This window comes from Brachyspira pulli (genome assembly GCF_036997785.1).
GTDB lineage: Bacteria > Spirochaetota > Brachyspiria > Brachyspirales > Brachyspiraceae > Brachyspira > Brachyspira pulli.
Map to the genome: position 1 here is coordinate 1 of NZ_JAWLQI010000002.1, position 17,657 is coordinate 17,657.

The 17,657-nt window shown below is 26.7% G+C and carries 15 protein-coding genes; 8 read left to right on the plus strand and 7 right to left on the minus strand.

Annotated features, from left to right (window positions below; translation table 11 throughout):
* Nucleotides 1–106: 106 nt before the first annotated feature.
* Nucleotides 107–1,939: a methyl-accepting chemotaxis protein gene (locus R4K56_RS00630; protein WP_335773172.1), complete on the plus strand. Its 1,833-nt coding sequence runs from the start codon at nt 107–109 to the stop codon at nt 1,937–1,939.
* A gap of 145 nt (nt 1,940–2,084) precedes the next feature.
* Here R4K56_RS00630 and R4K56_RS00635 read toward each other — a convergent pair whose 3' ends face one another.
* The 6 genes from R4K56_RS00635 to R4K56_RS00660 all read right to left on the minus strand — a co-directional run bounded on the left by R4K56_RS00635 (nt 2,085) and on the right by R4K56_RS00660 (nt 8,975).
* The gene (locus R4K56_RS00635; protein WP_335761096.1) at nt 2,085–3,458 is read right to left on the minus strand and encodes an MATE family efflux transporter; all 1,374 of its coding nucleotides are present in this window, start codon (nt 3,456–3,458) and stop codon (nt 2,085–2,087) included.
* Between the two features lie 36 nt (nt 3,459–3,494).
* Nucleotides 3,495–4,034: a flavodoxin family protein gene (locus R4K56_RS00640; protein WP_335773171.1), complete on the minus strand. Its 540-nt coding sequence runs from the start codon at nt 4,032–4,034 to the stop codon at nt 3,495–3,497.
* A 557-nt stretch (nt 4,035–4,591) separates the two neighbouring features.
* Nucleotides 4,592–5,050: a cyclic pyranopterin monophosphate synthase MoaC gene (moaC, locus tag R4K56_RS00645; protein WP_335758815.1), complete on the minus strand. Its 459-nt coding sequence runs from the start codon at nt 5,048–5,050 to the stop codon at nt 4,592–4,594.
* A 34-nt stretch (nt 5,051–5,084) separates the two neighbouring features.
* Complete coding sequence (locus R4K56_RS00650; RefSeq protein WP_335772960.1) at nt 5,085–5,882, minus strand: GTP 3',8-cyclase MoaA; 798 nt, start codon at nt 5,880–5,882, stop codon at nt 5,085–5,087.
* On the minus strand, nt 5,866–7,077 hold the full coding sequence (locus R4K56_RS00655) for a molybdopterin molybdotransferase MoeA (protein ID WP_335772959.1): 1,212 nt from the start codon (nt 7,075–7,077) through the stop codon (nt 5,866–5,868). Before R4K56_RS00655 ends, R4K56_RS00650 begins: the two co-directional genes overlap by 17 nt.
* Nucleotides 7,078–8,114: 1,037 nt before the next feature.
* Nucleotides 8,115–8,975: an XdhC family protein gene (locus R4K56_RS00660; protein WP_335772958.1), complete on the minus strand. Its 861-nt coding sequence runs from the start codon at nt 8,973–8,975 to the stop codon at nt 8,115–8,117.
* Between the two features lie 175 nt (nt 8,976–9,150).
* On the opposite strand from R4K56_RS00660, the gene R4K56_RS00665 reads away from it, so the two are divergent.
* From R4K56_RS00665 to R4K56_RS00685, 5 genes are read left to right on the plus strand one after another with little or no spacing between them, the layout of a single operon-like run.
* Nucleotides 9,151–9,600, plus strand: coding sequence for an MOSC domain-containing protein (locus R4K56_RS00665; RefSeq protein WP_335758581.1), 450 nt, complete (start codon nt 9,151–9,153; stop codon nt 9,598–9,600).
* Entirely contained in the window at nt 9,572–10,048 is a 477-nt protein-coding gene (locus R4K56_RS00670; protein ID WP_335761002.1) for a MogA/MoaB family molybdenum cofactor biosynthesis protein, read from the plus strand. The genes R4K56_RS00665 and R4K56_RS00670 overlap by 29 nt, the downstream gene beginning before the upstream one ends.
* Before the next feature lie 44 nt (nt 10,049–10,092).
* Nucleotides 10,093–10,860: a molybdate ABC transporter substrate-binding protein gene (gene modA / locus R4K56_RS00675; protein ID WP_335758583.1), complete on the plus strand. Its 768-nt coding sequence runs from the start codon at nt 10,093–10,095 to the stop codon at nt 10,858–10,860.
* A 4-nt stretch (nt 10,861–10,864) separates the two neighbouring features.
* Nucleotides 10,865–11,533, plus strand: a complete 669-nt coding sequence (modB, locus tag R4K56_RS00680; protein WP_335772957.1) for a molybdate ABC transporter permease subunit — start codon at nt 10,865–10,867, stop codon at nt 11,531–11,533.
* An 11-nt stretch (nt 11,534–11,544) separates the two neighbouring features.
* The gene (locus R4K56_RS00685; RefSeq protein ID WP_335772956.1) at nt 11,545–12,594 is read left to right on the plus strand and encodes a sulfate/molybdate ABC transporter ATP-binding protein; all 1,050 of its coding nucleotides are present in this window, start codon (nt 11,545–11,547) and stop codon (nt 12,592–12,594) included.
* 50 nt (nt 12,595–12,644) lie between these two features.
* Here R4K56_RS00685 and hydA read toward each other — a convergent pair whose 3' ends face one another.
* Nucleotides 12,645–14,081: a dihydropyrimidinase gene (gene hydA / locus R4K56_RS00690; protein WP_335772955.1), complete on the minus strand. Its 1,437-nt coding sequence runs from the start codon at nt 14,079–14,081 to the stop codon at nt 12,645–12,647.
* Nucleotides 14,082–14,286: 205 nt separating this feature from the next.
* On the opposite strand from hydA, the gene R4K56_RS00695 reads away from it, so the two are divergent.
* Nucleotides 14,287–16,407: an ankyrin repeat domain-containing protein gene (locus R4K56_RS00695; protein WP_335786877.1), complete on the plus strand. Its 2,121-nt coding sequence runs from the start codon at nt 14,287–14,289 to the stop codon at nt 16,405–16,407.
* Between the two features lie 57 nt (nt 16,408–16,464).
* Nucleotides 16,465–17,394 carry an Rpn family recombination-promoting nuclease/putative transposase gene (locus tag R4K56_RS00700; RefSeq protein ID WP_335785639.1) on the plus strand — a complete coding sequence of 310 codons (930 nt, stop codon included), beginning with the start codon at nt 16,465–16,467 and terminating at the stop codon, nt 17,392–17,394.
* Nucleotides 17,395–17,657: the final 263 nt, after the last annotated feature.

Genomic DNA, 17,657 nt, shown 5'->3' on the forward strand with positions numbered 1-17,657 from the left:
AATTATTTTAGATAATACTATTTACTATTTTTTATAATAGTTTATAGTATTTGCATTATTTTATTAAAAAAGAATTGATAGTAGATTAAATGAAGGGGTTGAAGTAATGTTAAAAGAAAGATTAAAAAAATCGAAAGGAAATGCTTTAATATTAAAATTCTTGATACCGTATACAATATCTCTTGGTATTATTTGTATTGCAGTATATATGGCGTATTTCCCACAATATAAAATAAGATTTTTAAATTCAAACAAATATAATGCCGCTAATATATCAAATGAATTAGAGAATAATATATCTTCATTATACGGCAGAATAAATATATTTTGTTCTTATGTAGAAAAAGAAACAGACCTAAATAAATTAGCATCAGTATTTGCTAATGTTTTAGATAAAGAAAAAGATTTAATGAATATATATTATGCTGATGATGTTCCATTTAAAAATGGAGGAACTGTATTAAATATTGTTGGGCAATTACCTAGCGACTATGACCAAACAGTTAAAGAATGGTATAAAAAAGCATTGGCAGAAAATAAAATAGTTATATCTGAACCTTATATTGATACTATTACAAAAAAGGTAGTAATAACTTTTTCAAAAGCAATATATATAGATGGACAATTATATGGTGTAGTTGGAATAGATGTTGATTTCTTCAAATTAATATCAAACACTTTAGAAGAATCTAAAAAATATAATTATGATATAAGTATTGTAAATGAAAATGGTCTATACATATTCAGCAATAATGAAAATTACATACTAAAAGAAAATATATTTAATAATAGTATAGTAGCTCCTCATAAAAATGATATGTTAAATAACAGTGGTTATGAATGGATAGGACAAAAAAATTCTTATATATCAATGAACATAAAAAACAGTACTTGGTATTTATTTGCTATTGTTGCAAATACTGATTTAAATAGTTCACTCTTTAAATTAGGTTTACTTGTTGTATTTGTATTTATATTACTATCTTCTATTGAAACAATATTGGTTATTATGATAGCAAAACCAATATCAAATACATTAGATAATACAATATCAATAATACAGTCAATGTCAAAAGGTAATTTCAACACTTCTTTCAATGAAAGAGAATTACATAAGAAGGATCAAACTGGAGATGTTATAAGAGCATTAAATGAAATGCAAAAACAGCTTGGAAATATAATTCATGGTATGAAAGATGAAATTAATGGAATAAATAATTCGGTAAATATAATTACAAATGGAAATATAAATTTATCTGACAGAGCAACATCTCAGGCAAGTTCATTGGAAGAATTGACTAGGTCTATAGAATTTGTATTTTCATCTCTTAGAGAAACAGCAGAAAATGCAGGAAATGCAAAAAGCATGAGTGAAAAAGTATCTAATGCCACAAGAAACGGAGTTAATGCTATAAATGCTACTTCTCATAATATGGAAGAAATATCTGAATACAGTAAAAAGATATCTGATATAACTAAAATAATAGAATCTATTGCTTTTCAAACAAATATACTAGCATTAAACGCATCTGTAGAAGCTGCCCGTGCCGGTGATCAGGGAAAAGGATTCGCTGTTGTAGCAAGTGAAGTAAGAAACTTAGCAATCAATGTTGGAAATGCCGCTAAAGATATAACAAATATAGCAAATGAAACTATAGATAAAATACAAGCTGGAAGCACCTCTGTTCAGGCTTCATCATATATATTGAATCAAATAGAGTCATCTGTTAATGAAGTACTTACATTATTAACAGAAATATCAAGTGCGATAATAAAAGAAGAAAACAGTGTATCTGAAATAAATACTGCTGTTATAGAAATAAACAAAATAACTCAGGATACATCTAAAATTGCTCATGAAGGTGCTGATGCCAGCAGAGATGTATTAGAAAAATCAAATAATATAGTTGATCAGGTTTCATATTTCCGTTTTAATTAAAAATGAAATTTGTATAATAAATTAATTATGTTTTGTCAAAATAAACAAAGAAATAAATTTTGACAAAACATAAAATATATATAACTTTATAAGACTTTAATAAAAACTTAATGATATAAATTATTAAATACTTATTCTATAAAAACTAATTATTTACAAACTTTATCCATTTATTACTAAAATATCTATAAGTAAATATAATAGCTTTTAATATCCAATCCACAAACATAGCTATCCAAGTTCCAATCATACCCATTTTGAAATATAGTGCAAATACATAAGCCAAAACTATTCTGCATAATACCATTGAAACGGAAGCAACTATCATAGGAAATTTTGCATCTCCGGAAGCTCTAAACACTACAGGCAGAGAATAACCCAAAGGCCATATAATCATCATAATAGCATGATACCATGATAATTTATAAGTATATGAAGTAGCTTCTGCTGATAAATGATAAATATTGAGTATCAAAGGCAAAAGAGCTAATATTATAATACTTGTTATAGTTTGAGATACATAAATAATAGCTATAATTTTTTTAGCATAATATTTAGTTTGATTATAGTCATTAGCACCTACACATTGTGATATAACAGTAGTAAGTCCCAAACCTATTGCCATTCCGGGTAAAACTTCAAAACTAGCTATTAATGTAGAAACAGAATTAGCAGCTATTGAAGCGGTTCCAAATGTAGATATTAAACTCAATATAAGAAGTCTTCCCAAATAAAACATTCCATTTTCTATACCATAAGGAACACCAACTGATAATATTCTTTTTATTGTGTTTAAATCCATCTTATACATTATTTTATTTTTTATATATATAAGATTTTTTTTATTTAGCCCTAATATTATAATTATTAATGCCGAACCTACCCTGCTTAGTAATGTAGATATTGCTGCTCCTGCTATACCCATTTTAAATACATAAATTAAAACAGCATTTCCTATAACATTAAGAATATTCATAGATATCATAATTTTCATTGATATTTTTGAATTTCCTATAGTTCTAAACATAGAAGCTCCGCCGTTATAAATAGCCAGAAATGGTATTGAAGCTGCCACTATTAGCATATAAATATTTGCATCGTTTCTAACTTCATCTGTAATGCTTCCAAATAATGTACTTAATATAGCATCTCTAAACAAATATATAAACACTGTGATAACAACAGAAAATAATATTAAAAATCTTATTAACTGATTAATAGAATCATCTGCTTTTTCTATATTTTTAGCTCCTATATATTGACCGCTTGCAACAGCTCCTCCTGTGGCAATAGCAGCAAATATGCTTATAAGAAATGCTATAACAAAATCCACCAAAAACACTGCAGATACAGCTGATTCTCCAACATTAGCAACCATTATAGAATCTATTAATCCTACTAAATATTCCAAAAAAACTTCTATAATAAGAGGAATGAATAATTTAATAAGATATTTATTAGAAAACATATAATTAGTTTTTATGTTATTATTTAAATCCGAGTAACTTATGTCGCTCACTTTCCACCCCATCAATACAATTTATTAAACATTTTATTAAACATTCAATCCCAAATTATAAGCATCCTGCATATATTTTTTATCTTTAACTTCTTCCTTATTCCAAACACTATGTGCTAATATAACATCTTTTTCTCTAACATCTTCTAAACAATCTAAGAAGCCTCTAAAACCATCAATAGTTCTAACCATTTCTTTTTCATCTTCTGTAGCAGCTGTTGCAATGAAATAAAAATCTTTATTTTTAATTTCTAAATATTTTGTAACGCATCTATCTATAAAAGTTTTCATTTGAGCATTCATAGTATAGAAGTACACAGGTGTAGCCATTACTATTACATCAGCCTCAAGCATTTTATCTAATATTTCTTTCATATCATCTTTTTGTACGCAAGGTTTATTATTTTTATAGCAAGTACCGCAGTCTTCACAATAATTTATTTTTTTATCTTTAAGGAATATTTTTTCTGCATCATGTCCTGCTTCTTTTGCTCCTTTTAAAAACTCATCACATAGTAAATCTGAATTACCGCCTCTCCTAGGACTAGATGATATTATTAATACTTTCTTACTCATTTTAAAACCTCTTTTAATTTGTATTTTTTAATTGAGGGTATTATAGCATTGGAGTGCACTCTAATGTCAAATGATTTTTAAGATTTTTTTATTAGTTTTTGATTTAATTTTTATTATATATCTAAACAACTATACTTTGTCAAAAATAAATTTATATTTTTGTTTTTATATATGGGGCTTTGCCCCATACCCCAGTTCTTTTATTGGTATAAAAGAACCAAAAGAACTGCATTTTATAGGTTATATCCTATATTTAATAGGCATGTTTTTAATATAAAGTTATAGAGATTACGTTTTCGCGAAGCGTATCCGAGCCTGTCGAGGATATAGCTACTTTTTTGTGCGGCAAAAAAGTAGATAAAATTTATATAAAGTGTCTCAGTTGACAAAATTAAAAATTTTCAGTATATATTAAAATATAGGAAGTTGATTAATTATTATAATTATGGAATTGATTTTTTATTATTTTTTATTTACTCAACAATTATAAAATACTGCTATAAAAAATATATTTCTATAGCAGTATTATTTTGTAATTTTAATAATATTCAAAAAAGTTATATAATTTCTTCTTTAGTTTTTGATAAAAGAGTTATATCAGATATTTTCATATTTTTATCAACTGCCTTACACATATCCCATATAGTAAGTGCCGCAACACTAACTGCTGTTAATGCTTCCATTTCTATACCTGTTTTATAACTGCATCTGCAATAAGATTTTATTCTTATTCCATCTTCTTCCAAAGTAAAATCCAAACTAACCTTTTCTATATTAATATTATGACATAGAGGAATTAAATCGGAAGTATGTTTAGCACCCATTATTCCTGCAATTCTAGCAACAGATATAACATCGCCTTTTTTTATATTATTTTCTTCTATTAATTTAAGTGTTTCTTTTGATAAATATATTTTTCCTGAAGCCTCTGCGGTTCTTTTTACAATATCTTTATTACCAACATCAACCATATTAGCATTTCCGCTTTCATCTATATGTGTTAATTTATCACTCATATTTTATAACTCCAATTTATTATATAAAAAATTATTATCCGCCTATCATACTAACAGACTCTACATCACTATAGGCACCATTCTCCGGTTTTCCTTCAATACATTTTATAATAGAACCTCTTATATCATTAAAATCTACTTTAAATTTTATATTACTATGCAAACAGCTTAATAAATAACCATCTGATAATAATCTTATTCTATTACAACATTTGCATTTTGCTGGTCTGTCATATTCTATTGCATCTTGTTTTTGTTTATTAATATTATAATACTGTATTGTCTGAAGTTTAGCATTCACACTATCAGCATATTTTTGAATAATAGGAAGTTCCTCTTTAGATTTTTCATCATATATAACAACATTGATTTTTAATTGAAAACCTAATTCTGATGCTTTTTTTATTCCTTCCATAGCATCATAAAGATTTCCGCCTCTTGTAATATATTTATATCTTTCACTATCTAAAGTATCAAGAGATATATTTATTGAATCAAGCCCTGCTATTTTTAATTTTTCGGCAATTTTAGAAAGTAAAATAGCATTTGTGGTCATAGCAATAGTTTCTATTTTTTTTATTGTTCTAATCATAGAAACAAGCTCATCAATATTTTTTCTAACTAAAGGCTCCCCTCCCGTTATTCTAACCTTTTTAATTCCTAATTCAGAAGCTTCTTTTACTATATTATATATATTTTCATAACTTATAATATCATTATGTTCTTTTTTAATTACTCCGTCTTTCGGCATACAATAAATACATCTTAAATTGCATCTATCCGTTACAGAAACACGCATATAATTAATTTCTCTATTAAAGGAATCTAACATCAACTATGCTCCCTTTTGCAATATCTGATACTCCAATATCTATTTTAAGTATTCCGTTAGCCTCAGAAAAAGATGATATCATAGAAGAATTATTATATTTTATAAGTTTAACTGATAATCTAGTTTCATCAAAGAATAAATTAACAGGAACAAATTCAAGTCTTTCAGTATCTTTTCTCTTAAAATCATCTGCAAGTACAGCTTTAATATAATTATTTTCAGGTTTTAAACCTAAACAATTTAATATATAAGATTTAACCATTATTTCAAAAGTCATAAAAGAAGAAACAGTATTTCCAGGTAAAGCAAACACAGCCTTTTTACCTAATTTACCAAAAAATAAAGGTTTTCCGGGCTTCATAGCAATACCATGAAATATTTGATTAACACCAAGTTCCAATAACTCTTTATGAACATAATCAAAATCTCCCATAGAAACTCCGCCGCTTATTAAAACAACATCATTTTCTTCTATTGCTTTTGATAGCATATCTTTTATTTCTTTTTCATCATCATTTACTTTACCATAAAATTTACTATTACATGATAATGCTGATGTTCTTGAAACAAGCATAGGAGCATTAGCATCGTATATTTGTCCTTCTTTTAAACTATCTCCTATATTTGCTATTTCATTTCCTGTAGATATCACAGCAACATTAATTTTCTTTTTTACTTCAACATCGTTATATCCAAAACCAGCAAGTATAGCTATATCTTTTGGAAGAAGAAATTTCTTATCTAATATTTTATCACCGGATTTCTTATTATTTCCTTTTTTTATAACATTGTTAGTCATTTCTTTTTTTGTGAAGTTAATAATAGTTTTGCCGTTTTCTTTTTTTTCTTCTGTCCATTCTACTCTTTGAACGAAATCGCAATTATCCGGAAGCATAGCACCAGTCATTATTTTTACACATTCACCGCTTTTTACTTCAATCTTATCAAAAAGACCAGCATATATAATTTTATCCTCAATCAAAACATAACTATTTTTATTTTCATCTTCTTTTTTATAAGCATAACCGTCCATAGAAGATTTACTGAAAGGAGGATCATCATTAAGAGCATAAATATCATCAACTAAAACTCTGTCGTAGCAATTTAGTACAGATATTTTTTCATTGCCGTAATCTTCAGAATTTTTTAATACTAATTCCAATGCTTCATCAGGATGTAAAAAAGTTCTAGCCATAACAACTCCTATTATTGCTAATAAAATTATTTATTTATCAAATAAAAATTGTTCGCTAATATGTTCTAGCAACTAAAGTTACTAGAAGCTCACAATTTTTATACTCAAAAGTATCTGGCAAATAAATTTGCCAGATGCTCGTAATTTTATAAATTATTGCTAATAAAATTATTTATTTATAAATAAAAATTGTTCGCTAATATGTTCTAGCAACTAAAGTTACTAGAAGCTCACAATTTTTATACTCGAAAGTATCTGGCAAATAAATTTACCAGATGCTAGTAATTTTATAAATTATTGCTAATAAAATTATTTATTTATCAAATAAAAATTGTTCGCTAATATGTTCTAGCAACTAAAGTTACTAGAAGCTCACAATTTTTATACTAAAAAGTATCTGGCAAATAAATTTACCAGATACTAGTAATTTTATAAGTTATTGCTAATAAAATTATTTATTTATCAAATAAAAATTGTACTATACTGAAAATTTTAGAGTTTGTCAAAAAATACAATTTTAAATTTTGGTTATTTGTGGGGACTAGCCCCCGCTCTGCGTACTTCGTAACACCCCCACTTCTTTTGCCGATTAGGCACCTACTCGGTGGTGCCCCAAAGAAGCAGGCACAGCCCGCCTACGGCGAAGGGCTATATTTGACGAAGTCCACCTTTAGGTGTGCTTAAATTAATAATATATCTTATATGTAAAACAATTGTAGTATGATTTAGTACTAATTTTATACTTGCACTTTTTGCAACTTTGACGCTGTCCGCCCTTGGCGTGCGGCGGGAAAAAGTTGAATAAAAAAATGACAAAGTTAAAAATTTTAAGTATATACTATAATTTCATAAAGTTATAGTCAAAATATTGTAATAAAAAAATACTAAATATAGTTTATCAAAAATTATATTTAAAGTTTATTTATTTGTATTGAAATTTACACTATAACATTTATACATTAACAAAAATATAAATTATTAAATCCTCCAATTTTATAGTTTATATTTTCCGAATAATATTGTAATTTATAATAAAATTATTTCTTTATCTTTCTTCTATTCTCAATAGTAGCTCTTGTTAATATAAGTTCTGCTGCTATGCTAACTGCTATTTCTTCTGTACTTTCTGCTCCTATAGCTAATCCTATTGGGGCATGTACTCTTGAAATAATTTCATCAGTATAATTTTCTTCTGATTTTAATTTATCATGTAATGTTTTTATTTTATTCTTGCTTCCTATCATTCCAATATAAATAGCATCTGTTTTTAAAGCATATTTCTCTACTATATAATCATGAGCATGTCCTCTAGTTACTATAATTATATAATCTTTATTTGTAATATTTAATTTCTCAAATATATCTTCATAATTTCCTACTATTATATTGCTTGCATTAGGAAATCTTTCTTTATTGGCAAATTCCTCTCTATCATCAATAACAATACAATTAAATCCCACTTTATACAAAATATCTGCTAAATCAAAAGATACATGTCCTGCCCCAAATATATAAACATTATATTCTTTATCTTCAATTTCTTTTTTTAAATCAGTTATAATATTTTTACTGCCATTTAAATATATAAAAGACACCTCAACACTTCCGCCGCATACCATACCAATTCCGCCTACATCTTGGGGTCTTAAACTATATTCTTTACTAGATGTTTCTTTTCTATTTAAATATTCATAAGCGTCTTTTAAAGCTTCAAATTCTAATACTCCGCCTCCAATGGTACCAAGATTTTTTTGATTTCCATTTTCATTATATACTATCATAAAGGCATCTAATGTTCTTGGAGCTGAACCAGATGTTTTTAGTATTTTTATTAATTCTACTTCTATATTATTATTAATTAGTTCTGATGCTTTGTCTAAAATTTGCTTATTATTCATTGAAACCTCTAATTAAAGTATAGTATTTGAATAATATTATAATAAATTTTTTGTAATTTTTAAATAAAAACCTAAAAAAAATTTATATTTATATTGAATATTTTGTTTTTTTGTATAGAATTCTATTAATAATAGGTATATAAAAAATAAAAAAATTATTCGGTTAATTAGTATTATGGAAAAGAAAGAATTCAAATTAATATCATTAAATATATCTAAAAATACAGGAACAGTAAAAACTCCGGTTGATTCTATAACTTTAGTAGAAGAAAAAGGTGTTTTGAATGACGCTCACTTTAATAAATTAAGCGACAGACAAGTATCAATTTTATCTATAGAAGATATAGAATATACAAATAATAATATGAATACAAATCTAAAGCCAGGAGATTTCGCTGAAAATATCACAACAAAAGGCGTAGAACTCTTTACTTTGCCTATAGGAACAAAATTATATATAGGAGATACTATATTAGAGGTATCAAAAATAGGAAAAGAATGCCATAAAGGATGTGATATACAAAAATTGGTTGGCAACTGTATTATGCCTAAAAAAGGTATATTTGCAAGAGTAATTAAAGGGGGAGAAATTAAACTTGAAGATACTTGTTATTACTGTATCTGACAGAGCTTATAAAGGTGTCTATGAAGATAAATCAGGTGCCATTATAATAAAAACTCTTGAAGAAAAATTACAAAATAAAATTTCAAATATAGAAAAAATCATAGTACCAGATGAATATGATATAATATTAAATACTTTAAATGAAAATAAAGAAAAATTTGATATTATAATTACTACTGGCGGAACTGGATTATCAAAGAGAGATGTAACTCCTGAAGCTACAGAAGATTTTTGTAAAAAAGAAGTTCGAGGAGTATCAGATTATTTAAGACAGGAATCAATAAAAGATACAATCTTTGCTTCTCTTTCAAGAGGATATGCTGGAATAAATGATAATGTATTCGTAGTAAATTTTCCAGGAAGTGTAAAAGGTGCTGAATATTGTACGAATTTAATAATTCCTTTATTAGAACATATTATAAGTATGATAAAAGGTGAAGGTCATTAATATTTTTATAAAAATATAAAAAATAAATAACAAAGGTATGAACTATGAAAAAAATAATATTAGTAACTCTATTGATATCATATTTATTTATTTCATGCGGTTCTTCAAAGACTGCTGAAAATAAAGAAATATTAGTATTAGCTGCAGCAAGTTTAACAGATGTTCTTACAGAATTAGCAAATAATTATAAAACAGAAACTGGAACAACTGTAACATTCTCTTTTGCTTCATCAGGTGCATTGCAGACACAAATAGAAGCAGGTTCTCCAGCTGATATATTCTTCTCAGCAGCACAAAAACAAATGGACGCATTACAAGATAAAGATTTAATTGATGTTGATACAAGAAAAGATTTATTAGAAAATAAAGTAGTATTAATATCCCCTACAAATTCTAATTTAAATATAAAATCTTTTACAGATATAACTAATTCTAATGTTACAAAATTAGGATTAGGAGAGCCAAAAAGTGTTCCTGTAGGACAGTATTCTGAAGAAATATTAAGTAATTTATCTATACTTGATATTGCTAAAGAAAAGGCAGTTTATGGTTCTGATGTAAGGAATGTACTTTCTTGGGTTGAAACAGGAGAAGTAGACTGCGGTATAGTTTATGCTACAGACGCTCAAATATCTAAGAATGTTAATATAATAGCAGAAGCTCCAGAAGGAACACATAAAAAAGTAATTTATCCTATAGCTATAGTAAAATCTTCAGTAAATAAAGAAGAAGCTCAAAAGTTTATAGACTATATTTCTACAGATAAAGCTGCAGAAGCATTTAAAAATTATGGATTTACTGTAATTAAATAGGATTATGGAATATACTCCATTAATATTATCTATAAAAACGGCATTTTATTCCACAATTATTACATTTTTTGTCGGAATATATGCCGCTATTATAATAGTCAAAATAAAAAAATTATCATCTCTATTTGATATAATATTCACTCTGCCTCTTGTACTTCCGCCAACAGTTGTGGGGTTCTTTCTATTATTATTCTTTGGTAGAAATTCTTTTATAGGTTCAATAGTTGATAAATTAGGTTTTCCTTTCGTATTTACTTTAAGAGGTGCAATACTAGCCTCTTTTATAGTATCATTTCCTTTAATGTACAGAACAAGTAAAGGAGCTTTTGAACAAATAGATAAAAATATAATAAATGCTGCAAGAACTTTAGGAAAATCAGAAAATTGGATATTTTGGAGAGTTATACTTCCAAACAGCTGGCATTCCATACTTGGAGGAACTATACTTTCTTTTACAAGAGCATTAGGAGAATTTGGTGCTACTATAATGATAGCAGGAAATATACCTAATAAAACTCAAACTATGTCTTTAGCCGTTTATACTGCCGTTCAGGCTGGTGATAGAGAACTTGCATTTAAATGGGTTATAATAATAGTAGCTATATCTTTTGTAAGTATAATGATAATGAATATAATACTGCCTGTTTCTTCTGCAATTAAAAAAAGATTATAAGGGGGTTTATATTGAGTTTAATAGTTGATATCAAAAAGAAATTATCTAATTTTGATTTAGATTTACAATTTGAAGTAAAAAGCGGAGTATTTTCTATTTTAGGAGCATCTGGAAGCGGTAAAAGTATGGCTTTAAAATGTATTGCTGGAATAGAAAAGCCTGACAGCGGACATATAGAATTTAACGGAAATGTATTTTTTGATTCTAAAAAGAAAATCAATATAAAAACTCAAAAAAGAAATGTAGGTTTTTTATTTCAAAATTATGCCCTATTTCCAAATATGACTGTTGAAGAAAATATTAAATGCGGAATAAGAGAGAAAAAAAGTAATATCAATATTGAAGATATAATGAAAAAATTTTTTATATACGATATAAGAAATAAAAAGCCAAGAGAAATATCAGGAGGCGAACAGCAAAGAACGGCATTAGCAAGAATATTTGTATCATCACCTAATATACTTATGTTAGATGAACCTTTAAGTGCTTTGGATTATCATATAAAATGGGAATTAGAAAAATTTATTTCATCAAGCATAAAAGAATTTAATGGAACTACCTTATTTGTATCTCATAACAGAGATGAAGTATACAGACTATCAGATAATATTGGTATAATTAATAAAGGTAAATTTGATATAATAGATACAAAATATAATCTTTTTGAAAATCCTAAAACTTATTTCTCAGCATTATTAACCGGATATAAAAATTTCTCAAGAATAAAAATATTAGAAAATAAAAAAATAGAATGCTTAGACTGGAATATAATTTTAAATTTAAAAGAGCCTAAAGAAGACATTCAAAATTATAATTACATAGGAATCAGAGCATATTCTTTTTTTGATTGTACACAAAATAATAGTAACGATGTATATATAAAAAGCAAAATAACAAATATAACAGAAGATATGTTTTCTTATATTATAACATCTGTTCCAATAAACAGCGACAGTCAAATAACATGGAGATTAGACAAACAAAATTATAAAGACACATACAAAATTGGAATGGAATTAAATTTAGGAATACATGATAATGATATTATATTTTTAAAATAAAAGACAGCCATTAAAAAAAACAGCTGCCTTTTATAAAAAATTATAATTTATTAATTACAATCAATATCTATATAATCTCCTAATTTGAAATGCTTATTAAAATCGGCATAATGATCTAAAGTCTTTCTCTTTATAAATTTACCGTCGCCTTTATTTCCTAAGAACTTATTATCCTTACATACAATTTTACCTCTTGATATAACTGTATCAATAGAGCATAAAAGTTTCATTCCTTCATAAGCAGTATAATCACAAGCACCATGCATATTTGATTTTGTGATTACTGATTTCTTATTAGGATCTATTATAGTAATATCAGCATCAGCATTTGGAATAATAGCACCTTTCTCTGGATAAAGTCCGTATATTAAAGCTGGATTATAGCATAAAGTTTCAACGAATTTATTTATGCTTATTCTTCCTTTCATAACACCTTCAGAGAACATCAAAGGATATCTTTCTTCAACTCCGCCTGCACCATTAGGACATTTAGTGAAATTATCTTTTCCTTTTACTTTATCAGTTTCATAATTGAAAGGACAATGATCTGTAGCTATTACTTGAATATGTCCGTCTGCAATAGCCTTCCATAATCTGTCGCAGTCTTCTTGTTTTCTTAAAGGAGGAGACATTACAAATTTAAGTCCGTCTTCTCTGTCATACTCTTTATCAGTTAATACTAAATATTGAGGACAAGTTTCAGAGAAAATATTCTTATGTCCTAAAGCTCTGGCATTAACTATTTCATCAACACTTTTTGAAGCGGAAGTATGAACTATATAAACAGGAGCATTTCCGGCTACAACAGATAAATGTATAATTCTATTAACTGCCTCAGCTTCAGCCTCTGCAGGTCTGCTTATAGGGTGATAATGTGCAGAAGTTTTACCTTCTTCAACGAATTTCTTCTTTAAATATTCCACTACATAATGGTTTTCAGCATGAAAAGCAGAAACTCCATTAATCTCTTTCATCTTTTTTAATACTCTTACAACATTATCATCTTCTATTTTATAGTTATAAGTTAAATATAATTTTGTACTTTGCAAGCCTTCTTCTTTTGCTAATACTTCAAGTCCTTTAAGCACATCTTCATCAACATGCTGTAAAACTCCGTGAAAGCTATAATCAATAACAGCTTTATTATCAGCAAGAGTATGATAATATTTTAATTGATGAAATACATCGCAGTCTTTAGGGCCGAATCCCATATGATCAACTATAGTAGTAGTACCGCCGCAAGCAGCAGCAATAGTACCAGTATAGAAATCATCAACAGCCCTTCCAATACCAACATCTATATCCATATGGGTATGTACATCAATTCCTCCCGGCATTACATATTTGCCTGAAGCATCAATTACTTCTGCATCATCGCATTTGAAATTGATTCCTATTTTAGAAATTTTTTCATCTTCTATTAATACATCAGCTTTATAAATTTCTGAAGCATTAACTATAGTACCATTTTTTATAATAATTTTCATAGCACTTTCCTATATTAATAAAATAACAATTTAATTATACTAAAAAATTTTATTAATATCAATTTATATTTATATAATTTTCATTATAACAAACTAATACATAAAATTATCATATATCTTTAATTAAGTATATTATATAAATTATTGCTAAATTGACATAAAATAACTTTAAATATATAATCCAGCATATACTTAGGGGGTATATATGAAAAAAGTATTTATTTTATTATTCTTGTTTAATATTCTTTTATATTCTAAAACTTTAGATGAATTGTTATTTTCCGCTGTAGAAAATAATAATATAAAAAAAGTTCAATCATATTTAGAGCAAGGTGCAAACTGTAATGCATTAGATTCTTATGATAGAACAGCTTTAATAAATGCTTCTGTAAGCGGATATGATGATATAGCAAAATTGCTTATAGAAGAAGGTACTGATGTCAATATTCGAGATAAAGCAGGTGCTACAGCATTAATGTATACTGCTAGAGATACAAATTATGAAATGGTTGAATTTTTATTAAAAAATGGTGCTGATGTAAACATTAGAGATACAGAAGGAGATACTGCATTATATTATAGTATTGAGCATAATAGTCGCGGACAAAAAAATGAAACAGAAAATGCTATAAAAATACTTAATTTATTAATAAAATACGGTGCTGATGTAAATACTAAAAACGATAAAGGAACATCTCTTCTTGATGTATCCTATAGAATTTCAGAATCTTTTGATAAAAATAAAGAAATGTTTAAACTATTAGTAGAAAATGGTTTTGATTTAGAGTCAAGAATAAAGGCGGATAGATCTGATTATGATTATACTCCTTTAATGATTGCTGTTTATAAAAAAGATTATGATATGGTTAAATATTTGCTTGATAAAGGTGCCAATCCTAATACAGCAAATAATGAAAACAAAACAGCTTTAATGATTGCTAATGATAATTTTGATATTTCAAAATTACTTATACAACAAGGCGCCAATATAAACACAAAAGATGAATATGGTTATACAGCATTAATGAGAGCTGCTATGATAGGAGACTATGAAATGGTTAAATTTTTATTAGAAAATGGTGCTGATGCAAATACTAAAGACAATTATGGAAACACTGTATTATATCATAATATTAGCTATTGTCATTACGAAGAAGAAGGACTAGAAGATGCTAAAAAAATATTTAATTTATTAATAAAATACGGTGCTGATGTAAATACTAAAAACAATTATGGAGCATCACTTCTTAATATGGCTTATAGTTTAGAAGGATTGACAAATAGAGAAATGTTTAAACTATTAGTAGAAAATGGTTTTGACTTAGAATCAAGAATAAAGGGTGGGGAGGATTATCCTGATGATTATGATTATACTCCTTTAATGATAGCAGCTGCAATAAATGACTATGATATGGTTAAATTTTTAGTTGAAAAAGGTGCTGATGTAAATGCCAAAACACATTTTGAATATAGCTCAGTAGAAACTCCTCTATTACTCTCATTAGATAATGAAAATTCATCTGTTGCAGAATATTTAATAAATAATGGTGCTGATATAAATGTAACAAATGAGGATGGAGAGACGCCTTTAATGTATGCTTCCAAAGTTCATAATATAAAAGTGATAGAACTTCTAATACAAAAAGGTGCTGATATAAATGTTTTCGATAATTATGGAAATACAGCCTTAATATATGGTGTAAATAATTTAGAAACAGTAAAATTATTAGTTGAAAACGGTGCTGATGTAAACTTTTATAAAGGAGGAAGTACTGCTTTAATATCAGCATGTGAGTATAGTCATGAAAGAAATATAGATGTAATAAAATATTTAGTTTCAAAAAATGCCAATATAAATGCACAAGATAATGAAGGAGACACAGCTTTAAATAAAACTCTTGATACTTCAGATGAAGGAAGTATTGATATACTAGACTTTGAAATAGCTAATTTTTTAATAGAGCAAGGTGCTGATGTAAACATAAAGAATAAACGAGAATATACTCCTTTGATATATCTTGGTATGGGTGAAGGTAATTTTAATAATAAAAGTTTTCAGGAATATCGTATAAAATTAGCTGAAGTTTTATTAGAAAAAGGTGCAGATATTAATGCTCAAGATTATGAAGGATACACTTCTTTAATGTGGGCTTGTGCATCATCAGGATCAAGGTTTGCTGAACCATTTGTTAAATTTCTAGTAGAAAAAGGAGCTGATGTAAATATAGAAGATAACCATGGAGATACTGCTTTAGATATAGCAAAAGATCTTAAACTTAGAAAAATTGCAGGTATTCTAAAAAAAGCTCAAAGAAATAGAAAGTAAATTTTGATGATTAAACTTGTAACTTTACATTTATAGTTAATTTAGTATAATAAAGTTATGAAAGATTTAGAAAAATTAAAGCAAATACTAAACGAAACAGTTACAATAGATAATTTAAATAGAATTAATGACTATTTTATACGCTATTTATTTTCACATGAAGGCAATGAAAATATAGCTTTAAATTTCATTAATGCAGTATTTAAAGATTTAGGCTTTGAAACTTTTAAGAAAATAGAAATATTAAATCCATTTAACATAGCAGAAAATTATGATGAAAAAGAATCTATAGTGGATATCAAGGCTATCACAGAAAGTGGAATAACGGTATTAATAGAGATTCAGGCTAGAGGTAATGAAGATTTTATAAAAAGAGCTTTATATTATTGGGCTTATAATTACAGCAGCAGTTTAAACAGAGGTTCTTTTTATGATGAATTAAAAGCAACTGTTAGTATAAATATTACAAACTTTATTCTTACAGATGAAGATAAAGTTCATAGCTGCTATGTTTTAAAAGAATTAAATAATAATAAGATTCTTACAGATCATTGTCAATTACATTTTCTAGAATTACCTAAATTCAATTTAAAAAATATTTCTGAAATAGAAAGTTTAGATAATATACATAAAGAATTTATTTCTTGGATAAAATTCTTTAAAGGAGAGAACATGTCTATACTTATGAAAGAAAATACTATATTTGAAGAAGTTGAAAAGAAATGCCGTACTTTTGTAAATAATACTCCTGTAATGGATAAATATAAAAAACGCGAAGTAGATACATATTTCTTTGATAAAAGTCTGGAATTAGATTTAAAGAAAGCTAAAGAAGAGGGAATAATTGAAGGTGTAGAACGAGGTATAGAACAAGGCGAAAAAAATAAAGCAATATCTATAGCTAAAAACTTAAAAAATGCAGGAATAGATATAAAAATTATAAGCGAAAACACAGGATTGAGTGTAGAAGAAATAGAAAAACTATAACAAAAAAAATTATGAGTATATGACAAATTCGCCGAAGGCGGACAGAGTCATTTGATATATACTTTCAGCGAATAATTTTTTTATGAATATAGATAAAGAAATAAAAAACTTGTGAGTGCCTGACATTCTTTAGAATGGCAGGAGCTCATTAACGAACAAGTTTTTTATGAATATAAATAAGAAATAGAAAACCTATAATAAAAATTTCTTATTATAATAAACATCATTAAAAATCATAAAACCAATTCATTAATTTCATTTTT